The 19,502-nt window shown below is 63.5% G+C and carries 22 protein-coding genes and 1 pseudogene; 17 read left to right on the forward strand and 6 right to left on the reverse strand.

Annotated elements, in window-relative coordinates; translation table 11 throughout:
- From DVO78_RS07840 to DVO78_RS07895, 11 genes and pseudogenes are all read left to right on the forward strand, one after another.
- Nucleotides 1-406 (forward strand): EamA family transporter (locus DVO78_RS07840; protein ID WP_157983928.1); only part of this gene is annotated, 406 nt, incomplete at its 5' end.
- Nucleotides 407-473: 67 nt separating this feature from the next.
- Nucleotides 474-1,808 carry a GNAT family N-acetyltransferase gene (locus DVO78_RS17740; RefSeq protein WP_202912131.1) on the forward strand — a complete coding sequence of 445 codons (1,335 nt, stop codon included), beginning with the start codon at nt 474-476 and terminating at the stop codon, nt 1,806-1,808.
- Between the two features lie 275 nt (nt 1,809-2,083).
- A complete protein-coding gene (locus tag DVO78_RS07855) occupies nt 2,084-2,548 on the forward strand; it encodes a hypothetical protein (protein WP_120004267.1) in 465 nt (154 codons plus the stop codon).
- The gene (locus tag DVO78_RS07860) at nt 2,545-2,853 is read left to right on the forward strand and encodes a transcriptional regulator (protein ID WP_120004268.1); all 309 of its coding nucleotides are present in this window, start codon (nt 2,545-2,547) and stop codon (nt 2,851-2,853) included. The genes DVO78_RS07855 and DVO78_RS07860 overlap by 4 nt, the downstream gene beginning before the upstream one ends.
- A gap of 167 nt (nt 2,854-3,020) precedes the next feature.
- Nucleotides 3,021-3,599 (forward strand): annotated as a pseudogene (locus DVO78_RS07865) (ATPase, T2SS/T4P/T4SS family); the annotation flags it as partial.
- 14 nt (nt 3,600-3,613) lie between these two features.
- On the forward strand, nt 3,614-4,477 hold the full coding sequence (locus DVO78_RS07870) for a type II secretion system F family protein (protein ID WP_120004270.1): 864 nt from the start codon (nt 3,614-3,616) through the stop codon (nt 4,475-4,477).
- The gene (locus DVO78_RS07875) at nt 4,474-5,412 is read left to right on the forward strand and encodes a type II secretion system F family protein (protein WP_120004271.1); all 939 of its coding nucleotides are present in this window, start codon (nt 4,474-4,476) and stop codon (nt 5,410-5,412) included. The genes DVO78_RS07870 and DVO78_RS07875 overlap by 4 nt, the downstream gene beginning before the upstream one ends.
- A gap of 26 nt (nt 5,413-5,438) precedes the next feature.
- Nucleotides 5,439-5,627, forward strand: coding sequence for a hypothetical protein (locus tag DVO78_RS07880; protein WP_120004272.1), 189 nt, complete (start codon nt 5,439-5,441; stop codon nt 5,625-5,627).
- Entirely contained in the window at nt 5,624-6,013 is a 390-nt protein-coding gene (locus tag DVO78_RS07885; RefSeq protein WP_238385197.1) for a TadE/TadG family type IV pilus assembly protein, read from the forward strand. The genes DVO78_RS07880 and DVO78_RS07885 overlap by 4 nt, the downstream gene beginning before the upstream one ends.
- A complete protein-coding gene (locus tag DVO78_RS07890) occupies nt 6,003-6,443 on the forward strand; it encodes a hypothetical protein (protein WP_157983929.1) in 441 nt (146 codons plus the stop codon). Before DVO78_RS07885 ends, DVO78_RS07890 begins: the two co-directional genes overlap by 11 nt.
- Entirely contained in the window at nt 6,440-6,883 is a 444-nt protein-coding gene (locus DVO78_RS07895; RefSeq protein WP_157983930.1) for a hypothetical protein, read from the forward strand. Before DVO78_RS07890 ends, DVO78_RS07895 begins: the two co-directional genes overlap by 4 nt.
- On the opposite strand, the gene DVO78_RS18155 is transcribed toward DVO78_RS07895, so the two are convergent.
- From DVO78_RS18155 to DVO78_RS07920, 5 genes are read right to left on the reverse strand one after another with little or no spacing between them, the layout of a single operon-like run.
- A complete protein-coding gene (locus DVO78_RS18155) occupies nt 6,873-7,322 on the reverse strand; it encodes a 5-methylcytosine restriction system specificity protein McrC (RefSeq protein ID WP_120004275.1) in 450 nt (149 codons plus the stop codon). The two genes, DVO78_RS07895 and DVO78_RS18155, sit on opposite strands and share 11 nt — an antisense overlap.
- Nucleotides 7,219-8,022, reverse strand: a complete 804-nt coding sequence (locus tag DVO78_RS18160) for an McrC family protein (protein ID WP_157983932.1) — start codon at nt 8,020-8,022, stop codon at nt 7,219-7,221. Before DVO78_RS18160 ends, DVO78_RS18155 begins: the two co-directional genes overlap by 104 nt.
- Before the next feature lie 4 nt (nt 8,023-8,026).
- Nucleotides 8,027-9,244 (reverse strand): McrB family protein, encoded by a 1,218-nt coding sequence (locus tag DVO78_RS07910; RefSeq protein WP_157983933.1) that lies wholly within the window; start codon nt 9,242-9,244, stop codon nt 8,027-8,029.
- Nucleotides 9,213-10,781, reverse strand: a complete 1,569-nt coding sequence (locus tag DVO78_RS07915; RefSeq protein ID WP_120004278.1) for a hypothetical protein — start codon at nt 10,779-10,781, stop codon at nt 9,213-9,215. Before DVO78_RS07915 ends, DVO78_RS07910 begins: the two co-directional genes overlap by 32 nt.
- A complete protein-coding gene (locus DVO78_RS07920; protein WP_120004279.1) occupies nt 10,778-12,307 on the reverse strand; it encodes an alanine/glycine:cation symporter family protein in 1,530 nt (509 codons plus the stop codon). The genes DVO78_RS07915 and DVO78_RS07920 overlap by 4 nt, the downstream gene beginning before the upstream one ends.
- A 101-nt stretch (nt 12,308-12,408) precedes the next feature.
- Here DVO78_RS07920 and prfB point away from each other — a divergent pair, with 101 nt between their 5' ends.
- The 4 genes from prfB to smpB are packed head-to-tail and all read left to right on the forward strand — an operon-like array spanning nt 12,409 to nt 16,091.
- Nucleotides 12,409-13,512: a peptide chain release factor 2 gene (gene prfB, locus DVO78_RS07925; RefSeq protein ID WP_120004280.1), complete on the forward strand. Its 1,104-nt coding sequence runs from the start codon at nt 12,409-12,411 to the stop codon at nt 13,510-13,512.
- The gene (ftsE, locus tag DVO78_RS07930; protein ID WP_120004281.1) at nt 13,509-14,630 is read left to right on the forward strand and encodes a cell division ATP-binding protein FtsE; all 1,122 of its coding nucleotides are present in this window, start codon (nt 13,509-13,511) and stop codon (nt 14,628-14,630) included. Before prfB ends, ftsE begins: the two co-directional genes overlap by 4 nt.
- On the forward strand, nt 14,627-15,544 hold the full coding sequence (gene ftsX, locus DVO78_RS07935; RefSeq protein ID WP_120004282.1) for a permease-like cell division protein FtsX: 918 nt from the start codon (nt 14,627-14,629) through the stop codon (nt 15,542-15,544). The genes ftsE and ftsX overlap by 4 nt, the downstream gene beginning before the upstream one ends.
- Before the next feature lie 46 nt (nt 15,545-15,590).
- On the forward strand, nt 15,591-16,091 hold the full coding sequence (gene smpB, locus DVO78_RS07940; RefSeq protein WP_120004283.1) for an SsrA-binding protein SmpB: 501 nt from the start codon (nt 15,591-15,593) through the stop codon (nt 16,089-16,091).
- Here smpB and DVO78_RS07945 read toward each other — a convergent pair.
- A complete protein-coding gene (locus DVO78_RS07945) occupies nt 16,088-16,366 on the reverse strand; it encodes a DUF6480 family protein (RefSeq protein WP_120004284.1) in 279 nt (92 codons plus the stop codon). The two genes, smpB and DVO78_RS07945, sit on opposite strands and share 4 nt — an antisense overlap.
- A 130-nt stretch (nt 16,367-16,496) precedes the next feature.
- On the opposite strand from DVO78_RS07945, the gene DVO78_RS07950 reads away from it, so the two are divergent.
- On the forward strand, nt 16,497-18,044 hold the full coding sequence (locus DVO78_RS07950) for an AlkA N-terminal domain-containing protein (protein ID WP_120004285.1): 1,548 nt from the start codon (nt 16,497-16,499) through the stop codon (nt 18,042-18,044).
- Between the two features lie 56 nt (nt 18,045-18,100).
- On the forward strand, nt 18,101-19,502 hold a 1,402-nt coding region (locus DVO78_RS07955), incomplete at its 3' end, for an HNH endonuclease signature motif containing protein (protein WP_157983934.1).

Genomic DNA, 19,502 nt, shown 5'->3' on the forward strand with positions numbered 1-19,502 from the left:
CTCCATCACCCTGCCGGTGGCAGCCATCACCGCCGCCACCATCGGGGTGCCCCAAGCCGCCGGCAACATTGACCTGACCGTGGTGGCGATCGCTCTGGGTCTTGCGCTTCTGGCCCCGGTGCTTCTGTTCGTACTGGAACTTGCCGCACTGCGGAGAATGACCACCACAGCCTTTGGGACTCTGATGGCTATAGAGCCAGCCGTCGCCCTGCTGCTGGGGCTGGTGGTGCTCTCGCAGATGCCCACGATAGTCCAATGCTTCGGCATCGTCCTGGTCGTCCTCGCCGGTGCGGCGGCCCAACGCCGGGGCCACCGAGAACCCCCAGCCAGCACCGGCTCGGCGCCCCGAACCGATCTCGGCACCATACGCGCAGAAAGCCCAGTAGGACATGACTATGACCGGTGATGCTATTCGGCCTGTACACGGCAACGTCGAGCCTGGCGCTGTTCGAAATCCTGAGGAGAGCGAATCTGTGACATTCCCGTATAAGTCGCCACAGGAGTACCCGGCTGGTCAAGGTTCCCTCGAAAGCGTTCCAGGGTTGGGGCCGGATGTGCGTGTGTGCTTCGTCGGTGACTCGTTCGTCGCCGGCACCGGAGATCCCACAGGACTCGGGTGGGTCGGACGTGTCGCCACACAAGCAATCGCCCGAGGTCTACGACTCACCGCCTACAGCCTTGGTGTTCGCAGGGAGACCTCCGTGCAGATCTCCCGCCGTCTACCTACCGAGATCGAACCTCGTCTGACCAACACTGAAGCGCCGCGCGTAGTCGTGTCCTTCGGCGTCAACGACACAGTAGGGGAACTCGGCCGGACGCGAGTCGAGGCACACGAGTCAGTCACGGCACTGATCAACATCCACCAGGCCATTGCACCGTTACCGTTGCTCATGGTCGGGCCACCAGCGGTCGATGACGATGCCCAGAACGCCCGCCTAGAGCACCTCACCGGGCTGCTTCGTGCCACCGCGGAAGCTCACAATATCCCCTTCATCGACACATTCCGTGCCACCGTTGCCGACGAAACATGGAGAAAGGAAGTGCGCAACGGCGACGGATACCACCCGGGCGCCAACGGATACCAGCTGCTCGCCGAGATCGTAGTCGGTCCAATAGTCACGTGGCTCCGTGACGATAGCCAGCCACCAGTTTCAGGGGATTCCAAACGGCCAACGTCACAGTCAGCCCGCCTCAACTTGGGACTAGATGGTTGCACCTGCGATGTCCCAGAGGATATCGGGAGGGCCGATGTCGAACTTCCTATACTCAAGCCCATGGTTGAGCTGCGAGTGATGACCGAGGCTTCCCCTCCCGAAGCTCTCGCAAAGTCTTTGACAGGGATGTTCGCGGAGCTGGTCCGTGAAGGAGCTGCGTTAGGTTGGACAGTGCCTCCCTCATTCTCCGAAGTCGCAGAACTCGTCGAGTCCCTGTCCGCCTCACCTGTAGGCGAGGCGTGTGCTGTCATCGCAACGGTGGATCACCAGGTCGCGGGTTTCGGTTACTGGCGTCGCTACCAACGTCCCACCCACAGACCGCATGCAGACTTGGAGAAAATGGCCATCGGCCGGTCCTTCGCAGGAACAGGACTCGGACGCCGTCTGCTACGCGAACTCATCGAACAGGCGCTGGTGGCCGGAATCGAGCAGCTCACCCTGGATTTCCGCGGTGACAATCACGCCGCAGAGCACCTTTACCTCTCGGAAGGGTTCAAGGAGTATGGCCGCCTGCCCGGTTTCGTTGCCCCGGCGGAGGCCCAGCGTTTGGACAAGGTCTTTCATGTGCTGGACCTACGAGAATCAGGTGGTTGAGCCTTCAGAAGTACCAGTCGTGTTGATCTGGAAAACGTTAAATCACGTTCAGTGACGTTGACTAGCGCACAGCGTCGCAACCATTTGCTACTACACCGAGAAAGAGACCCCGTAGGGCAGCAAAAGTAGTCGCGTCTTGATCGGCTTGTTCGTGCGGACTCAACCTATCAGCAGCCCACCGCCCGGTCGCCGACTCTGGCGGTTTAGGGCCGGATGACCGGCCATACTCACACCATTTTTTGACTAAGAGGAAAGAAACAGGAATACTTTCCTTTATGGACAAAAACTCGGGGGAGGGCGACGCACTCGACGAGGTGATCGCCGCGCGCCGGCGGCTCGCCGACCGCCTCTACACGCCGTGGTGGTACCACCCGGTCCTCGGCCTGCTGCTCGGTCTTCTCATACTCCAGCTCGGCGGTGTGCTCGGTCGACCCGCGATGTTCCTCATGCCGGTGCCTGCGCTCGGCATCATCACGTTAGGGCGCATCTACCGGCGTCTATCGGGTATCGACCTCTATGGGGCCGCTGCCCCCGACGGGGGCCAGCGCGGGCGGTCACTGCTCGCCGTCTATGTCTGTGTCCTCATCGTCAGTTTCGCCGCCGGTTTCGTCCTGAGCAATCGACTCGGCATCGAGTGGACCGCCTGGGCGATCGCCGCCCTCGTAGCAGTCGGCACCGTTGCTGTCGGGCGCACCTACGACGGCCTGCTCCGCGAGCAGCTCCGAAGCGCCGCATCGTGACCGACGAGCCGACCGGCGATGGTCTCGATCCCCTGATCCATGAGATCGCTCGGTTGCGCATCTGCGCGGCCCTCGCGGCAACCACAGCGGTCGAGGCGCAGACGCTCAAAGCAGCCGCCGGGATCAGCGACTCGGCACTTAGCAAGCACCTGCGCCGCCTCGCTGACGCTGACTACATCTCGCAGACCCTGGGCACATCCCGCGGACCAGGGCGTCCCCGAACCTGGGTGTCTCTCACCGATCGCGGACGTACCGCCTACGCCCAGCACCTTGCAGCACTACAACGCCTCACCCAGGCCCCCTGACAACGCAAAGCCCCGCCAGGGGATCACATCGAAAAAGAAATGCTCCAGGGCGGGTAGCGGGGTGTCCTACACTCCCGCAACCTGGGTTGTAGGTGAGGTTCGTTTTCTGGTGAATCCCCAGGTCAGAGCCCGAATCCGGGAGAGGAAATATAGGTGGAATTGTGGCGAAGACCACAATGCTCAATGCGCTCACCTCGGCCATAGGCCCCAGGGAGCGGGTGGTGACTGTGGAGGAGATCTTCGAGCTCGATGTCCCGTTACGGGATGTGGCGAGTCTGCAGTGCCGTCAGCCCAATTTGGAAGGACAAGGTGAGATTCCGCTGCGCCGGCTGGTCAAAGAGGCTCTGCGGATGCGCCCGGACCGGCTCATCGTCGGCGAGGTCCGTGAAGCCGAGAGCCTTGATATGTTGATTGCTCTCAACAGTGGAATGCCGGGGATGACAAGCTTGCATGCCAACTCAGCCCAGGACGCGCTGACCAAGATCTGCACCCTGCCTCTTCTTGCCGGTGAGAACATCACATCACATTTCATCCTGCCGACCGTGGCGGCTTGTCTCGATCTGGTGATCCACTGTGTACGCACACCGCAGGGTGGCAGGCATGTTGCCGAGATCCTGGGTGTGGGCAGCCGGGTGGAGTCCGGCAACATCGAGACCACCACGATCTTCTCACACGACGACCATGCCCTCAGGCGACGTCAGGAGGCAGTCTTCGAACACCACAAGCTCAACGGTATTCCGGCATGAGTCTCCCGGTGCCGATGCAAGCGACCGTCCTTGGGCTGACCCTGGGGGTCGGTCTGCTGCTGGTGCTCAGCTCGTTTGCGCCCCGGAAGAAGGTGCCGATAAGGCCGTTGGCGGGCGTCACGAGGCGAATTCGACGCCTGGTGGATGAAGCCGGTCACCACAATATGCCCCTTTCGGCGTTGGTCATCGGCACAGCTGTCTGTGCGGTGACAGCTTTTGTCCTGGTCTTCACCCTCACCACCGCTGTTCCGGTGGCTTCATGCTTCGCCGTATTCGCCGGCCTCCTGCCCTGGGGGATGCTGCGCTGGCAGCTGATCCGGCGCAGAAAACAGTTGGCTGCAGTGTGGCCTGACGTCGTCGACCATCTCCGCTCCGCGGTGCGATCAGGGCTCTCACTGCCTGAGGGGCTGATCGAACTCGCGCACTCTGGGCCACAGCCGCTGCGTGAGCCGTTCGCAGAGTTCGGCCGTGATTGGCGAGCCTCGGTCCCGATGGACTCCGCCCTCGAGCGGTTGAAGGTCAGGCTCGCTGATCCGGTCGGCGACCGGATCGTGCTGGCGCTGCGCATGACCCGTGAGCTCGGCGGAACCGACCTCGGCAGGCTGTTGGACACCTTGGCTGATGTGCTGCGGGAGAACGCCCGGACCCGCAGCGAGCTCGAAGCACGGCAAAGTTGGACGATCACCGGAGCGAAGCTGGCGGTGGCAGGCCCCTGGGCTGTTGTGCTGCTGCTCTCCGCCCGCCCGGAGGCGGCTGAAGCTTATCGCACGGCAACCGGCATGGTGGTGCTCGCTGCCGGCCTGGCCGTCTCTGTCGTGTGCTATCAGCTGATGCTGCGCATCGGAGCCCTTCCGGCCGAGGAGCGTGTGCTGGTATGAGCGTATTCTCTCTCTGGGCAGCCGTCGCCGGCCTGGCCGCCGGCGTAGGTATCCTGCTTCTGATCGCAGGCCTCCCGGTCCGGAATCGCCCACGCCTGGCTGACCGGGTGGCACCCTATCTGAGATCCGCAGTGCCCCAGGCAGCCCCAGCAGTGACGCGCTCGGTGTCTGCGACCTCAGCGGTCCAGCTGTTTTCTCCCGCCGTGCACAGTGCCTCCGAGATGTTCCGGCGAGTAGGGCTGATGCCGAGCAATGAATCGCTCAGCCACCGCCTTCGGCAGGCGAATCTGGCGCTGACCCCAGCTGATTTCCGGTTTCAGCAGCTGGGTTGGGCAGCAGTCGGGGCCTTGGTGGGCGTAGGTCTTAACGCTGTGGCCATCGCTGCCGGCCGCTTCAATCTGTTGGCGGCGGTGTTCATCGTCACTGCTTCTGCGGCGTTGGCAGCCGCAGCCAGAGTCCAGTGGTTGAGCGCCCGAATCAATAAGCGCAGACAGCGCATGCTGGCTGAATTCCCTACGGTCGCCGAGCTGCTTGCTCTGGCCGTCAGCGCAGGGGAGACCGCGCCAGCCGCCTTCCACCGGATCAGCCGCAGCTGCCGGGGAGAGCTCGCCGGGGAGCTGGCGTTGCTGATGAGCAGGGTTCGTTCAGGAATGACTTTCAGCAAAGCGCTGCGCAGCCTCAGCCGTGAGATCGAAGTGCCTGCTGTGGTGAGGTTTCTAGAAGGAGTGATCGTCGCTGTTGAGCGCGGGACTCCCTTGGCCGATGTCATGCACGCCCAGGCTGCCGACGCTCGTGATCTCACCAAACGGGAGCTGATGGAGGCTGCCGGCCGCAAGGAGGTCGCCATGCTCGCTCCGGTGATCTTCGGGATTCTTCCGCTGACCATTATTTTCGCCGCCTTCCCCGGCCTCGCACTGCTGCAGATAGGACTGTGAACCACACACAACGAAAGGGAGAAATCATGCATCGCGTAACAGAGAGAAGTCGCCGTATTCTTGCAGAGATCCACCGTGAGGAGCGGGCGGATGTGCCGGGCTGGGTGATGATCACACTAATGTCTGCCGTTCTGGTGGCCGGACTGCTGATCCTGGCCCAAGGAGCCTTCGAGGAACTGTTCCAGGAGGCGATCAACCAGGTCACCCCGTCGTGACCACTGCTGACAACAGGGCGACCGGGGAGCAGGGATCAGCGACCGCCGAGTTCACCATGGTCTCGGCTCTGCTGGCTCTGCTGTTCGTAGCGGCTGTGCAGGTCGCCGGTATGATCCATGTCCGCAACACCCTCATCGACGCCGCCTCCACCGGAGCGCGTTTCGGGGCGCTGGCCGACCGGACAGCAGACGACGGCGCGGCCCGCACTCAGCAGCTGATCACCGGCTCGATCTCCTCCCGCTATGCAGAGGAGATCAGCTATGAGTACCTCGAGACCTCGGAGGGGCGGACCCTGCGCATCAGTGTGCGCGCCCAGGTCCCGGTACTGGTGGTGGGTCCTGGGTTCGGAGAGCTCGAGGTCACCGGAAGCGCCTATGAGTACTGAGTTGGTCCCGGCGGCGGGTCAACGCAGCGAGCAGGGGTCGGCGGTGGTGGAGTTCCTCGCCCTGGCGGTGATGCTGCTGATCCCCACGGTGTGGTTCCTGCTGGCCGTCTCCCAGGTCCAAGCCGCCACCTACGCCGCTGCCGGGGCAGCCGACCAGGCGGCTAGGGTGTATGCCGGATCCGAGGCGTCACCGCAGCTCAGAGCAGAACGCAGCGAAGCCGCAGTCGATGCTGCACTGGCAGACTTCGGCCTCGAGACGGACCAGGCCACGGTCACCAGAACATGCAGCACTGACTGCGAACAGCCCGGTGATCTGGTCAGCTACGAGATCGAGATCCGGGTCCCGCTGCCGTTGATTCCGGAGTTCGGCGGCTGGGAGCACAGCCTGGTGAGTGTCTCGGCGTCGTCGTCGGCGGTCAGGGGCGAATGACCATGCTGCGAAGGGGAAGACGGGACTCGGACGGGGAGTCCGGCCAGACCACGGTGCTGATCCTGGGCATGGTCTCGATCCTGCTGGTGCTCGCCGCAGTCATCATCGGCGCCACCGCTGTCAACGTCCAGGCCCGGCAGCTGCTCTCCGAGGCCGACGCCGCGGCCTCCGCTGCCGTGGTGTCCGCCCAACCGGTGCCAGGCACCCCGCAGCTGACTCAGGATCAGATCCGGGCTGCCGCCGAAGACTACCTGACCGATGCCGGAGCCCACACCCGGCACACCGGACTGGAGGTGGTCGATACCTGGGTATCCCCGGGCGGAGAGACAATCTCGGTGGAGCTGGGCGCCCGGGCCGAGTTGCCGGGGATCCGCTGGGTGCTGCCGGCCAGCGTGGAGATCACCGCAGAGTCCCACGCCAGGATCGCCATTAGCCGCTGATCGCCTCGGCCAGCACCTCCATCTCCTGCTCAACTTGCTCCGGTGGTCCGGTCAGGTCAATCGACCGGACCACGAGCTTCTTCCCAGCATGCCTCACCGTCACGGCCCGATGGTCAGTGTCGTTCTGCCCCCGGCAGTAGATCAGCATTCCTTCGGGAAGATCCATCGCGGTGGTGTAGGCCAACAGCTGATAGTAGTCGCTGCTGCGTGCGCGAGCGGTTGTGGCCAGCTTGTACTTCACATCCCCGACGTAGACCGACCTGCCGCCAGGTTCTCTGAACACGAGGTCCGGCTGCATCGACACTTGCCGCCCCACACCTAAATGCACAGTGGGTTCATCGATAACCTCGAGTCGGCTCCGCAAGGCTCGGCGGAGTCTCTCGGTCACGAACCGTTGGAAAAGGTCGTTCATGTCCACCATGAATGACGATGCCGACATCGGTCAGGGTGAGGTTCGCGAGCAGGAGGCGGGCAAGACCTACTGCAGGCGCGTAATGCTGGTTCAGTCGGGTGAACTGGATAGAATCGACAGTTTCGGGGCGAACGGCTGTCTCGGCAACACCCTCTAACGCCACCAGCTGACGCATAAGCCGCTGACGCTCGCTTGAATCCACATGCGGAACCCGCAGAGCCAACCGGATGGCAGCTCGGAGTACTCTGTTCTCAACGATGTCCTCGGTGAAGTCATCGTAGGTGCAGGCCACTGGGGCCAATACGCCTGCGCGCTTGAACTGCCCGACCACATCCATTCGACCACGCAGGGCGACCAGGGGCTCCCGGTGCGCCTGATAGGAACGCAGGACGCCACGGCCGAGCGTGGTTTCGACGGTTCTGGCAAAGAAGGCGATCACCGACGGCAGGAGATCGGAGGAAACACCGTAGTCGAAAGCCTCTTGTCTCCAGGCATCCGGTGGCAGACCGGGCTCCAGCAGGAGGAAGAGATTCTCCGGGCTGATCTTCGGGCGGATCAGCAGTTCAACCCCATCCACCACGAGTGATCCCACATACGACGACGCCGTCACCCGCCACCGATTGCCGAGGCCAGGAGCGACGTCGGTGAAGCCTGTTCGCTGAAGGGCCTCAGCTTGGCTCCGTGTCAGATCCAGGTCTATGGATTCGTACTCGTAGAGGACTGGCACGGAGTCAGTCTTCGGGCTCGTCGCCGGAGAGCTCTTCGCTGATCGACTCGCTGGCCAGGGCGCTGAAGCGGTTCCAGACCTGCGAGAACCTGAACTCTTCGATGCGTGAGGCGTCGCCGAAGAACTGATCCTCAACGAAAGGTTCAATATTGTATTCCCAGATCCGCCGAAGTGCCTCGCGGTTGAGGTCGCGCTTCATGAAATGACTGGGGCCTAGCTGCAGATGAGGGCCGCCCAGGGCCTTTTCCAGCTCATCGTTCACCTGAGCCACCAGCTCACCCACCCATGCGGGCTCCCCCTCACGTTCGAGCCATCGGTCGAGGAGTCCGGCCAGGGGGCCGTGGTTCGGAAAGAACGGGATGAAGTGGAATCGGCGCCGAAGAGCTGCGTCGATCAGCGCGATCGAACGATCAGCTGTGTTCATCGTGCCGATGAACCAGATGTCCTTGGACAGCTCAAAGGGATCATCGGGACGGTAGAGGGTACGCACTGGGGTGTCTCTGTACTCGAAGAGGAACAGCATCTCACCGAGGACTTTCGGTAGGTTGGCCCGGTTGATCTCGTCGATGATCATCATATGGAGTCGCCCGGGGGCGTCACTGGCGCGAGCTGCCAGCTCCGCCAGGGGACCTTTTTGAAGGCGGTAGGTCATGACGCCATCGGCGTCGGTCTCGGGCCGGTATCCTTCGAAGAAATCCTCATATGAGGTGGACGGGTGGAACTGAACGACCGGACGACGCTCGGCATCGGGCACCAGAGCCTCCGCGAGTTTTCGGGCGAAGTAGGTTTTTCCTGTTCCGGGTGGACCGTAGAAGACAACCTGTTTCTTGTCCTCCAGCAGCGCCACGATGTCGTCGAGGAAAGCCCTATCGACAAGGAGTTCCTCGGCCAGCTCTTCGAGTGGATCGGTCTCCAGGTCGTTCTCTGGTTCCTCATCCCGCTGGGCGTACCAGTAGAGGAAGGTTCCGATTCCCAGCGGGTCACCCGGGAAGTAGCGGTCAAGGTGCTTACGCAGGGAGTCGTTCGACGCGACCTGGACTTCGCCGCGTGAGGAGGCGGTAGGAGCTGCGAGGTCCAGGAGCTTGAGCATCCGCAGCTTCCCCTTCGGCCCAGAGTACGGATACACCGTGACGAACTGGTCCGGATGGCTGATGGCGAGCATCTTCATGATCACCGACTCGCCGAACCCCTTACACCCTGAGATCCTGATCTTCGAGGACACGGTCAATGCGGACCGCCGCTGGATCCTCGCCCCAGCAGAGGTACTCGAAGGTCTTGATGATCCGTTGGTATTCGGCCTCATCCGCGTCCCGGATGCTGGTATTGAGGACCGACATCGGTCCGGTGCCGCCGTAGCGGCCCGTGTTCCAGATGCGGCGGAGGTCAGCTGGATCGACCACCTCCAACTCCTCAGGGTCAAGAAGCTTCGCGAAGTCCTTACGATCAGCTTTGTCCTGTTCGTGACCAGGAGTCGGATACCCCGTCGCTTCCTTGAATTCGACCACTATGCCTTTCAAGCCGTCATCTTCCTGGCCGGCCGCAGTCTCGCCATTGAGCTCAGCAATCAGAGGTGCTACGTCGCCTGCGCTCTTGAGCACCTCCGAGGTGAGGTCCATAGAGGATAGGGCGTCACGGTCCATCCAGCGCGCATAGACCACCACACCTGAGCCTCCACCGATGAAACCCACGTCCTTACCCACTCGGGACCCACCGCCGGCGAGGACCTGGTAACCCGGCAATTGGTGAGACTTAATCAGTTCTAGCGCTCGCTCGGTAGCTCCCGCCTGCCCGCTGGGATAGGGGCGTAGACCGATCGCGATCCCCCGACTATTGAGCCACATGCGGACGGCAAGGCCATGACTTCCGGGGACTCGCCAATCAACCCAGAGATCACCACGGGGCCAGACCCCGTCCCACTTCAGGGCTGGCGTGTGAGCTTTCAGCGTACGACCAGCGGCCTCGGAGACCTCAGATTCGAGGGCCGAACCAATATGTTTAGCCACACCCACCAGCACACGGGCGTTGCCGAGGTAGCGCTCAGGGGCGTCACCACGTTTCTTCGCTCCCTCACGCAGAGCTGCACGGTCGCAGAGAACCTCGTTGACGACGACAGGCCGGGTGTCGGCCCACCATGCGGCTACCTGCTCGAACCTAAGCGGATCACCATCAAGTTGTGTCGCAAATTCGTACAGCTCAGCATAACGGTCACCCTGATCATCATAGTCCAATACGCCAGCGCAGTAGTCCAGATAATCTGTCGACTTGGGCCACGCCACTGGCCAGGCGCGCGGGTCATCCAGACTCCAGTAGTATGACGCCACGAACGGCGCACGCTTGGGGCTGGGGTGGGAACCCACACGAATGTGTTCAAGGTGCTCGGCGAGAATTCGGATCTTACGTACGGCATCTTCGAGGTCTAACGGCGTCGACAGTGCATCAAGCAAGACCGTGACAGCATTGTCAGGGTCAGGCGAGAGCTTAGTGATTTGATTGATGATCATCTGCCCGGCTGTGCCGCTGTAACCAGACGAGAAGCTCCTTACCCAACGGTCGGTTGCTGTTTGAAAGCTGCTGAGATCGCGAGTTCGGCGCAGAGTCTCAAGCAACGGGCGAGCTTCCTCCGCGTGTGGAGTGATGTTCTGCGCGCGCCAGTCGACACTGCCGTACTCAGTGTCGGCCTCGAACCGCTCGATATGAGCCTGGTGCCAGCGGTGTTGAAGCTCGCGCTCGCTGGCTTGAAGGTCCTCGCGGTCAGTCATGTCTCTATCGTCCCCTTGGGGCGGAGTGTACCAATGTGCTCCCGTTCCCGCTCGGCCAAGAACTCTGCGACATCCTGTCTCCTCCAGGACTGCATGTTCTTCACCCCGGGCAGATCGGTGTCCACCAGCACGGGGGAGAGGCCCCGGCGTTTCTGCTGGTCGTAGTGCGCGAGCACCTGCAGCGCCTTGCCGGAGAGCAGGCTGATCACCACTAGGTTGAACACCGCGATGATCAGCATGGTGGCCGCAGCGATCGCCCACACCAGTTCCACCGCAGCCAGTGAGCCGATGAACACCACTGTGGTGATGCCCATGGCGAAGAACTTCCGGGCGCTCTCGGAATCGGCGATGAACAGCACATTGGCCTCACCGTAGGAATAATTGCCCAGCACCCCGGTGAAGGCCAGGAGGAAGACCACCACGGCCAGGATCATCACCCCGGTGAGCCCGAAGGTCTCCTCCAGCGCCATCTGGGTCAGCTCCGCCCCGACATTGGCGTCATCGGCGTAGGCGGCGGGGCCGGTGAAGGTCAGCAGAATGATCATGGCGGTGATGGAGCTGAGGATCAAGGTGTCCACATAGACACCCAGGGTTTGGACCAGCCCCTGCTTGGCCGGATGGCTGACATCTGCTGTGGCGGCCACATTGGGCACCGAGCCCATCCCGGCCTCATTGGAGAACATTCCGCGCTGGACCCCGGCGAGAACGACGGCGCCGAAGCCTCCTCCTACCGCAGCCTGGAGGTTGAAGGCCTCGCCGACGATCAGCTGCAGGACCTGTGGAAGCTCGGTGATGTTCAGACCGATCACCAGCAGCCCCATCACGATGTAGGCCCCGGCCATGATCGGCACCAGTCCGGTGGCGACTGTGGCCACCCGCCGCACACCGCCGAAGATGACCACCGCGGTCAGCCCGGTGATGCCCAGCGCCACTGACCAGCTCAGCCACTGGCGTTCAGCCTCCTCACCGGTGGCGGAGGTGACCGCGGCCTGGACGGAGTCGACAATGGTGTTCGCGTGCAAAGAGGTGAAGGCCAGGGCGAAGCAGACCACAAAGACCAGGGCGAAAGCCACACCTACCCGGCGTGAGCCCAAGCCGTACTGGATGTAGTAGGCGGGACCGCCTTTGAACGTGTCTCCGCGGCGGGTCTTATACACCTGAGCAAGCGTTGATTCGATGAACCCGGCCGCAGCGTTGAACACCCCCATCACCCACATCCAGAAGATGGCACCGGGGCCGCCTATGGAGATGGCTCCGGCCACCCCGGCGATGTTGCCGGTGCCCATCCGGGCGGACTCGGCCACCATGAAGGTCTGGAACGCCGACAGTGACCGGCTGTTGCCGTCGTCGTCCTTCTGCGACTTCTGGGTGATCGAACGCAGCATGTCTGGAATGTGGCGAATCTGGACGGCCCTGGTGCGGATGATCAGATAGATCCCCACCAGCACCAGAACGGGGATGCCCACCCAGGTCCAGGCGGCATCCACCATCAGCTCCAGGCGTTGTGCTATTGCTGCTCCATCCATCACAGCGTTGACCCTAACAAGGGGCTCGCCTGCCGGGCACACCCGCCGCTGGGCCCTGCCTGAGCGACGCATTCCGGCGCTGCCGGTACTGTAGAGACGTTATGGCAGAAACAGACTTTCCCGCCGAGCTCGCCGAAGCCCGCGACACCCTGCGGCGCATCACTGACGTCATTGACGTCGATGCCCTGGCCGCCGAGGTCTCTGACCTCGAGCAGCAGGCCGCCGACCCCCACCTGTGGGACAACCAGGAGAACGCCCAGAAGGTGAACTCCCAGCTGAGCCACAAGCAGGCCCAGCTCAAACGCATCAAGTCCCTGGAATCGCGGATCGACGACGCCGAGGTCATGGTCCAGATGGCCCAGGAGGAGAACGACGACGACGTCCTCGCCGAGACCGTCTCCGAGCTGGCCAGCATCCGCAAAGCCCTGGAGTCCCTGGAGATCGTTACCCTGATGTCCGGGGAGTACGACGAGCACGACGCCGTGGTCACCATCCGCTCCGGAGCCGGGGGAGTTGACGCCGCCGACTTCGCCGAGATGCTGCTGCGCATGTACACCCGGTGGGCCGAGCGCCGGGAGTGGGACGTCAAGATCCTCGACACCTCCTACGCGGAGGAGGCCGGCATCAAATCGGCGACCTTCGAGGTCAGAGCCCCTTACGCCTACGGCACACTCTCGGTGGAGTCCGGCACGCACCGGCTGGTCCGGATCTCCCCGTTCGACAACCAGGGGCGGCGCCAGACCGGCTTCGCCGCCGTGGAGGTCATCCCGCTGCTGGAGGGCACCGAGTCCATCGACATCGACGAGAATGACCTGAAGATCGACGTCTTCCGCTCCTCCGGGCCCGGCGGCCAGTCGGTGAACACCACCGACTCCGCGGTGCGGATCACCCATATGCCCACCGGCATCGTGGTCTCCATGCAGAACGAGAAGTCTCAGATCCAGAACCGTGCCGCTGCGATGCGTGTGCTGGAGTCCCGTCTGCTGCTGAAGAAGAAGGAGGAGGAGAAGGCTCAGGAGAACGAGCTCAAGGGAGACGTCAAAGCCAGCTGGGGCGACCAGATGCGCTCCTACGTGCTGCATCCATTCCAGATGGTCAAGGACCTGCGCACCGGCTATGAGGTCGGCAACGCCTCACCTGTGCTCGACGGCGACCTCGACGGATTCATCGAGGCCGGCATCCGCTGGCGGGCCCAAGGAACATGATCCGCTTTGAACACGTCACCCGGACCTACGCCCCCGGCGGCAAGCCCGCCTTGGAGGATGTCTCCGTAGAGTTCCACCGCGGCGACTTCGTCTTCCTCATCGGAGCCTCCGGCTCCGGGAAATCCACCCTGCTGCGGATGATCCTGCGTGAGGGCCTGCCCCAGAAGGGCAAAGTCACCGTGGCCGGTCAGAACCTGGTGCTGATGCTCGAACGCCGGGTCCCGCACTACCGGCGCAGCATCGGCATGGTCTTCCAGGACTTCCGGCTGCTGCCGGACAAAACCGTCTACGAGAACGTGGCCTTCGCCATGCGCGTCATCGGCGCATCCCGCGGCCAGATCAAGAAACAGGTGCTCAAGACCCTCGAACGCGTCCAGCTGGACCACCTGGCCCGGCGCTATCCGCATGAGATCTCCGGCGGCGAGCAGCAGCGGGCCGCCATTGCCCGGGCGATCGTCAACCAGCCGGCCATCGTGCTGGCCGATGAGCCCACCGGCAACTTAGACCCCCGCGCCTCCGAGGAGGTGATGAAGATCCTGCGCTGGATCAACACCTCCGGCACCACTGTGGTCATGGCCACCCACGACCGCGCCATCGTGGACCGGATGGGCCGCCGCGTAGTCCAGCTGCACACCGGCAGGCTGGTCCGTGACCAGAAGAACGGGTCCTATGACCCGCCCGAGGGCTCCGAGGCCTGGCAGATCCTCGCCGCCGCCCAGGAGGAGACCGGACTGCGCGCCTCTGACCCGATGCCGATGCTGACCCAACCGGTGCAGACGGCCGACCCTGACCAGGACATCCCAGAGGATCCCGGGCTGAGAGTTCGTGAGTATCAGGTCTCCTTCCCGGAGGATGATCGGCACGACGACGCCGCCGAACCGGAGGAGCCCCCGGCAGGGGTCGACGCCGCCGCGCTTCCGGAGTTCGAAGAGGACGCCACCGCGGATGTGGAGACTGCGGATGAGACCGCAGAGTCATCACAGGGACCGCCCGCGCCGCCGCCGGTGCCTCGCCCGCGCGCTTCAGCGGCAGAGAACACCTACGCCGATGCTCAGCGAACTGCCGAGCAGGTCCGTGCCTCCAGACGCAATGGGCTCTTCGGGGGGAGGAAACGATGAGCCAGCTGGTGTACCAGCTGGGCGAGATGCTCAGCTCCCTGCGCAAGAACGTGGCGATGGTGGCCTCTGTGGTGCTGGTGACCTTCATCTCTCTGACCTTCGTCGGTGCTGCGGCGTTGATGCAGCTGCAGGTCAACCAGATGACCGAGGACTTCTACGACCGCTTGGAGATCTCGGTCTTCCTGTGCACCGACTCCTCCGCCGAGGCCGCCTGCCCCACCGGTGCGATCACGCAGACCCAACGGGCCGACGTCGAAGAGATGCTGACCACCGGGGCCGCCAGCCAGTACGTCTCCTCCTTCCGGCACGAGACGCAGGAACAGGCCCTGGAAAACTTCCAGGCAGCGCGCGAGGACAGTGTGCGGGCGGCCAACGTGAGCGCCGAGGATATGCCGGAGTCCTTCCGGCTGCTTCTGGTGGACCCCCAGGACTTCGGAATCGTCAACGAGCTCTTCGCCGGTGTGCCCGGCGTGGAGAATGTAGCGGACCAGCAGGAGGTGCTGGACCAGATCTTCGGCATCCTCAACGGCCTGACCGTGGTCGCACTGATCATTGCGGCCGTGATGATCGTGTGCACGGTGCTGCTGGTCTCGACGACTCTCAGGCTTTCGGCGTTCAGCAGACGCCGGGAAACCTCGATCATGCGCATGGTGGGGGCGTCGAAGTCCATGATCCGCACCCCCTTCATCTTCGAAGGGATCATCGCCGCACTGGTCGGCTCCCTGCTGGCCTGCGCGGCGACGTGGGTCATCGCAGAGTTCCTCATGGGGCAGTGGCTGTCTGAGCAGGTGGCCGGCATCGTGTTCATCACCGCCGCCGAGTCCTGGATAGTGATGCCGGCACTGGTACTGGTGGCGATGATTCTGGCCGGGCTCTCCTCCTGGGTGACAGTGCGCAAGTACCTGAGGGTATAGTGTGAAGCCGACTTTGCCGGCGTCGTCGTAATGTGTCAGGAGGTGCGTGGTGGCGAAGAAGAAAGGTGCTGCGGTCAAAGACCCCAAGAACCACACCATTGCCCTGAACCGGCGCGCCCGGCACGACTACACCATCCTCGACTCCTATGAGGCCGGACTGGTGCTCACCGGCACCGAGGTCAAGTCCCTGCGTGAGGGGCAGGCCTCACTGGTGGATGGATTCGCCGCCTTCGACAGCCGCGGCGAGCTCTGGCTGGAGCAGGTGCATATTCCGGAGTACCTCAATGGGACCTGGAACAACCACACCACGCGCCGTAAGCGGAAACTGCTGCTCCACGGCAAGGAGCTGATCAAGATCTCCCGGCAGATCGAGGATCCGGGGCTGACCATTGTGCCGCTGAGCCTCTACTTCAAAGACGGCCGCGCCAAGGTGGAGATCGGCATTGCCAAGGGCAAGCGCGAGTTCGACAAGCGGCACACGCTGCGGGAGAAGCAGGACGCTCGTGAGGCTCAGCGGGCGATGCGTATCAAGAACAGGCGGGGCTAGCCGAGGATCCCGGCGATGTAGCCGATGAACACCAGCAGCACCACCAGCACCACGGCGATGGTCACCACCGTTATCACCACATTGCTCTTCGGCGGGCGCGACGGCGGGGGCGCAGGGGGAGTGGCGGTGGCCGAGTTGGACTCCGGGGGAGTCTGGCCCGGTTCTATGTCCGCACCGTCGGCTGCGCCGACATCCGGATCAGGGGTCTGAGCCGGATCGGGGTCCAGGTTGGGATTCCGGGCTGTCTCGTCGCGGCCGTAGCTCTCTGTGCTCATACCTGAGCCTAAACATCTAAAACTCCAGGTCAGGTCGGCACAACCTGGAAGAAGCATCAGAGATACCATACCGTTCCCATGTCCGATTTCCGCTAGACAGTCACTGGTGTCACCGTGTGGAATGGGCTCCATGACCCCTGAGCAGCAGTTTTCTCAACGGTACCGCGCGGTGGAGTCTCGCGATCGGCGTTTCGACGGCCAGTTCTTCACCGCTGTCTCCTCCACCGGGATCTACTGCCGCCCGTCCTGCCCCGCAATCACACCCAAAGCCTCCAATGTGCGGTTCTTCTCCACCTCCGCGGCCGCGCATGAGGCCGGTTACCGGGCATGCAAACGCTGTCTGCCTGAGGCCTCTCCGGGAAGCCCGGAATGGGATCTGCGTCAGGATCTGGCAGGACGGGCGATGCGCCTGATCCGTGAAGGCGCGCTCAACCACGGTGACGTTGAGGCGCTGAGCCGCCAGCTGGGATATACCAGCAGGCACATCCACCGCACCCTGGTCGCTGAACTGGGTGCCGGCCCTGCGGCTCTGGCACGCGCACATCGAGCTCAGATCGCCAGAAATCTGCTGCTCAGCACGGATCTGAAGGTCGCAGACGTGGCTTTCGGTGCCGGTTTCGGCTCAGTCCGGCAGTTCAACGACACCATGAGAGAGGTCTACGCCGCCACACCCACCGACATTCGCAGCACAGTGGGCGTAGGGGCTCCATCGTCAGGCGGCAACGGGTCCGGTCTGCGCCTGAATCTGATGCTGCCGGTGCGCATGCCCTTTGACGCACCAGGGGTGTTTGGGTTCTTAGCCGAGCGTGCTCTGCCGGGAGTGGAGTCAGCGCATCTTGGGGCCGGCCGTCTGCGCTACGCCCGCACCTTGCGCCTGCCCCACGGACCCGGGGCAGTGGAGGTCACCGCTGTGCTCGAGGGCCGTTCCCAGTGGCGGCTGTCGATGAGGTGCCAGGTGGTCTCATTGGCCGATGCCGGCGTCGTTCTTGCCAGAGTGCGCCGGATGTTCGACCTCGATGCTGATCCCACGGCCATCGATGAGGTCCTGGGCGCGGATCCTGTGCTCGGTCCTTTGGTGTCGCAGGTGCCGGGCACACGTGTGGTGGGTACGGCCGAGGCGGAGGAGTACGTTATCCGCGCGGTGGTGGGCCAACAGATCTCCGTGAAGGCAGCACGTACCCATCTGAGCCGGTTGGTGGCGCTTGTGGGGGCCCCGGCAGAGCCGTCTTTCCCCGGGCTGAACACGCTGTTTCCCACCCCGGAAGACATTCAGGCCGGTGTCCCCGAGCCCCCTGCGGAGGGTTCCTTGGACCCTGAACGGCCGCTGAGGCTGGCCAGACGGTCAATCCGCACGGTGCGCACCGCGGCGCAGGCCCTGACAGAGGGGGGCCTGAGCGTCCACCCTGGGGTCCATCCTGAGCAGATGCGTGCACAGCTCATCGCGCTGCCGGGGATTGGGCGGTGGACCGTCTCCTACCTGGCACTACGGGTTTTGGGGCACCCTGATGACTGGATGACTGGCGATGTCGCCCTGATCGCCGGTGCCCGCAGGCTCGGGTTGATCAGTGATGAGGCCTCCGCCGCGTCCGCTCACCGTCAGCTGGAGAACGTGGCGCAGCGGTGGGCGCCGTGGCGCTCCTATGCCGCGATGCATCTGTGGCGGGCCGCCTCCGGGTAGCGGGTGTGGTTCGAGGGTCCGGGGGCGTCTCCGGGGGTGGTTGTAGCGTGGAAGACATGAAGAACGGAGCCTGTGATCCACTATCCCCGGTACCGGTACCGGTACCGCAGCCGCCGGTATCGGTGTCGCCGCGGCCGGATCCGGTGGTGGTCTCCCAGCCGCGGTCCCCGCAGCGGTTACTGGAGCATCTGGGGCATCTGGCCGGTGCCCCGGAGCTGGCTGCTGCCTGGGAGGACCAGGTGATCGCCCGGTGCGCCGAAGCCCGGGTGCTGGGCAGACTGCTGGACTACCGGGCCCGGATCCAGCACCAGGTGGCTGGAGAGCACCTGTTTGCTCGTGCTGCTGCCGATAAAGCCGCCATCCATCACGCCGCCCAACTACTGGGGCTGGGCGACCGCACCGCGGTGATCATCCTCAACGCCGCAGGATTTATCCGCGATGAGTTGCCCATGACTTGGCAGAGCTTCCACACCGGTGTGATCGATCTTCCCCGGATACGCCGAATCGCAGAAGCCGCCACCGCGATCACAGAGCGCCACCAGCTAGAAATCCTCGATGCCGATGTCGCCCAGATCGCCCCGGAGAAGACCCCCACCGAGCTCAAACACTGGCTGACCCGCCGAATCCCAGAACTCGACACAGAAGCCTACGACCAACGCTGCCAAGCCGCCGCCGCACGCCGGTATGTGCGCATCGAACACCTCTCCGAAGGACTCAGCTTCCTCGAAGCACTGATCCCCACCACAGAAGCAGCGGTCATCGAGAAACGACTCAGCACCGCAGCCCGTTCGATGCACCAGCCCCAACCGGCAGACACCGAAGAAGGCTACCAACCAACTACCGGCACTCATGATGCTGATGCCGGGGCCGGGGTCGACACCGAGGACACCGGCGAGTCCCAGGACACCGGCTCTGAGTCTCACCCCACTGGCGATCAGCCCCTCGGTGATCATCCCACTAGTGATGATCGGACTCTGGCGCAGAAGGAAGCAGATCTGCTCTCAGCCTGGCTGCGTACCGGCATCACCTACGGGGCAACGGTAGAGGCGAAGATCTGCGTACTGATCCCCGAGACCACCCTCACCGGTGACACCAACCAGCCAGCCACCGGGGCAGACCGATCCTGGGTGATCCCTGCCGCACAGGCCCGCAAACTAGCCACCGACCAATTAGCAGAGCACCAGTGGTACTCCGCCGAAGCGAGGAAGAATACCCGGGAGGCCGATCACGACATCCTCAGGGTGGTCTACACCGGTCGGTTTGCCCCCGACCGGCTCCGCGATGCGGTGATCTTCAGAGACGGAGTATGCCAAACCCCTGGCTGTACCACCCCCGCCGAACGAGCAGACCTCGACCACCAACACCCTTACGACCATGGCGGAACCACCACCGGTGCCAACATCTGGGCACTATGCCGCAGACACCACACCATGAAATCCCACGGCTACCTCCCCACCC

The organism is Nesterenkonia muleiensis, assembly GCF_003600155.1.
Classification (GTDB): domain Bacteria; phylum Actinomycetota; class Actinomycetes; order Actinomycetales; family Micrococcaceae; genus Nesterenkonia; species Nesterenkonia muleiensis.

Excerpts from the sequence above, each read along its gene's own strand:
- DVO78_RS07870 (WP_120004270.1), top strand. The coding sequence starts at position 3,614 with ATGCAAGCGACCGTCCTTGGGCTGACCCTGGGGGTCGGTCTGCTGCTG.
- ftsX (WP_120004282.1), top strand. The coding sequence starts at position 14,627 with ATGAGCCAGCTGGTGTACCAGCTGGGCGAGATGCTCAGCTCCCTGCGC.
- DVO78_RS07950 (WP_120004285.1), top strand. The coding sequence starts at position 16,497 with ATGACCCCTGAGCAGCAGTTTTCTCAACGGTACCGCGCGGTGGAGTCT.
- prfB (WP_120004280.1), top strand. The coding sequence starts at position 12,409 with ATGGCAGAAACAGACTTTCCCGCCGAGCTCGCCGAAGCCCGCGACACC.
- DVO78_RS18155 (WP_120004275.1), bottom strand. The coding sequence starts at position 7,322 with ATGTCGGCATCGTCATTCATGGTGGACATGAACGACCTTTTCCAACGG.
- DVO78_RS07945 (WP_120004284.1), bottom strand. The coding sequence starts at position 16,366 with ATGAGCACAGAGAGCTACGGCCGCGACGAGACAGCCCGGAATCCCAAC.
- DVO78_RS07920 (WP_120004279.1), bottom strand. The coding sequence starts at position 12,307 with ATGGATGGAGCAGCAATAGCACAACGCCTGGAGCTGATGGTGGATGCC.
- DVO78_RS07890 (WP_157983929.1), top strand. The coding sequence starts at position 6,003 with ATGAGTACTGAGTTGGTCCCGGCGGCGGGTCAACGCAGCGAGCAGGGG.
- ftsE (WP_120004281.1), top strand. The coding sequence starts at position 13,509 with ATGATCCGCTTTGAACACGTCACCCGGACCTACGCCCCCGGCGGCAAG.
- DVO78_RS07855 (WP_120004267.1), top strand. The coding sequence starts at position 2,084 with ATGGACAAAAACTCGGGGGAGGGCGACGCACTCGACGAGGTGATCGCC.
- DVO78_RS07895 (WP_157983930.1), top strand. The coding sequence starts at position 6,440 with ATGACCATGCTGCGAAGGGGAAGACGGGACTCGGACGGGGAGTCCGGC.
- DVO78_RS07875 (WP_120004271.1), top strand. The coding sequence starts at position 4,474 with ATGAGCGTATTCTCTCTCTGGGCAGCCGTCGCCGGCCTGGCCGCCGGC.
- DVO78_RS07915 (WP_120004278.1), bottom strand. The coding sequence starts at position 10,781 with ATGACTGACCGCGAGGACCTTCAAGCCAGCGAGCGCGAGCTTCAACAC.
- DVO78_RS07880 (WP_120004272.1), top strand. The coding sequence starts at position 5,439 with ATGCATCGCGTAACAGAGAGAAGTCGCCGTATTCTTGCAGAGATCCAC.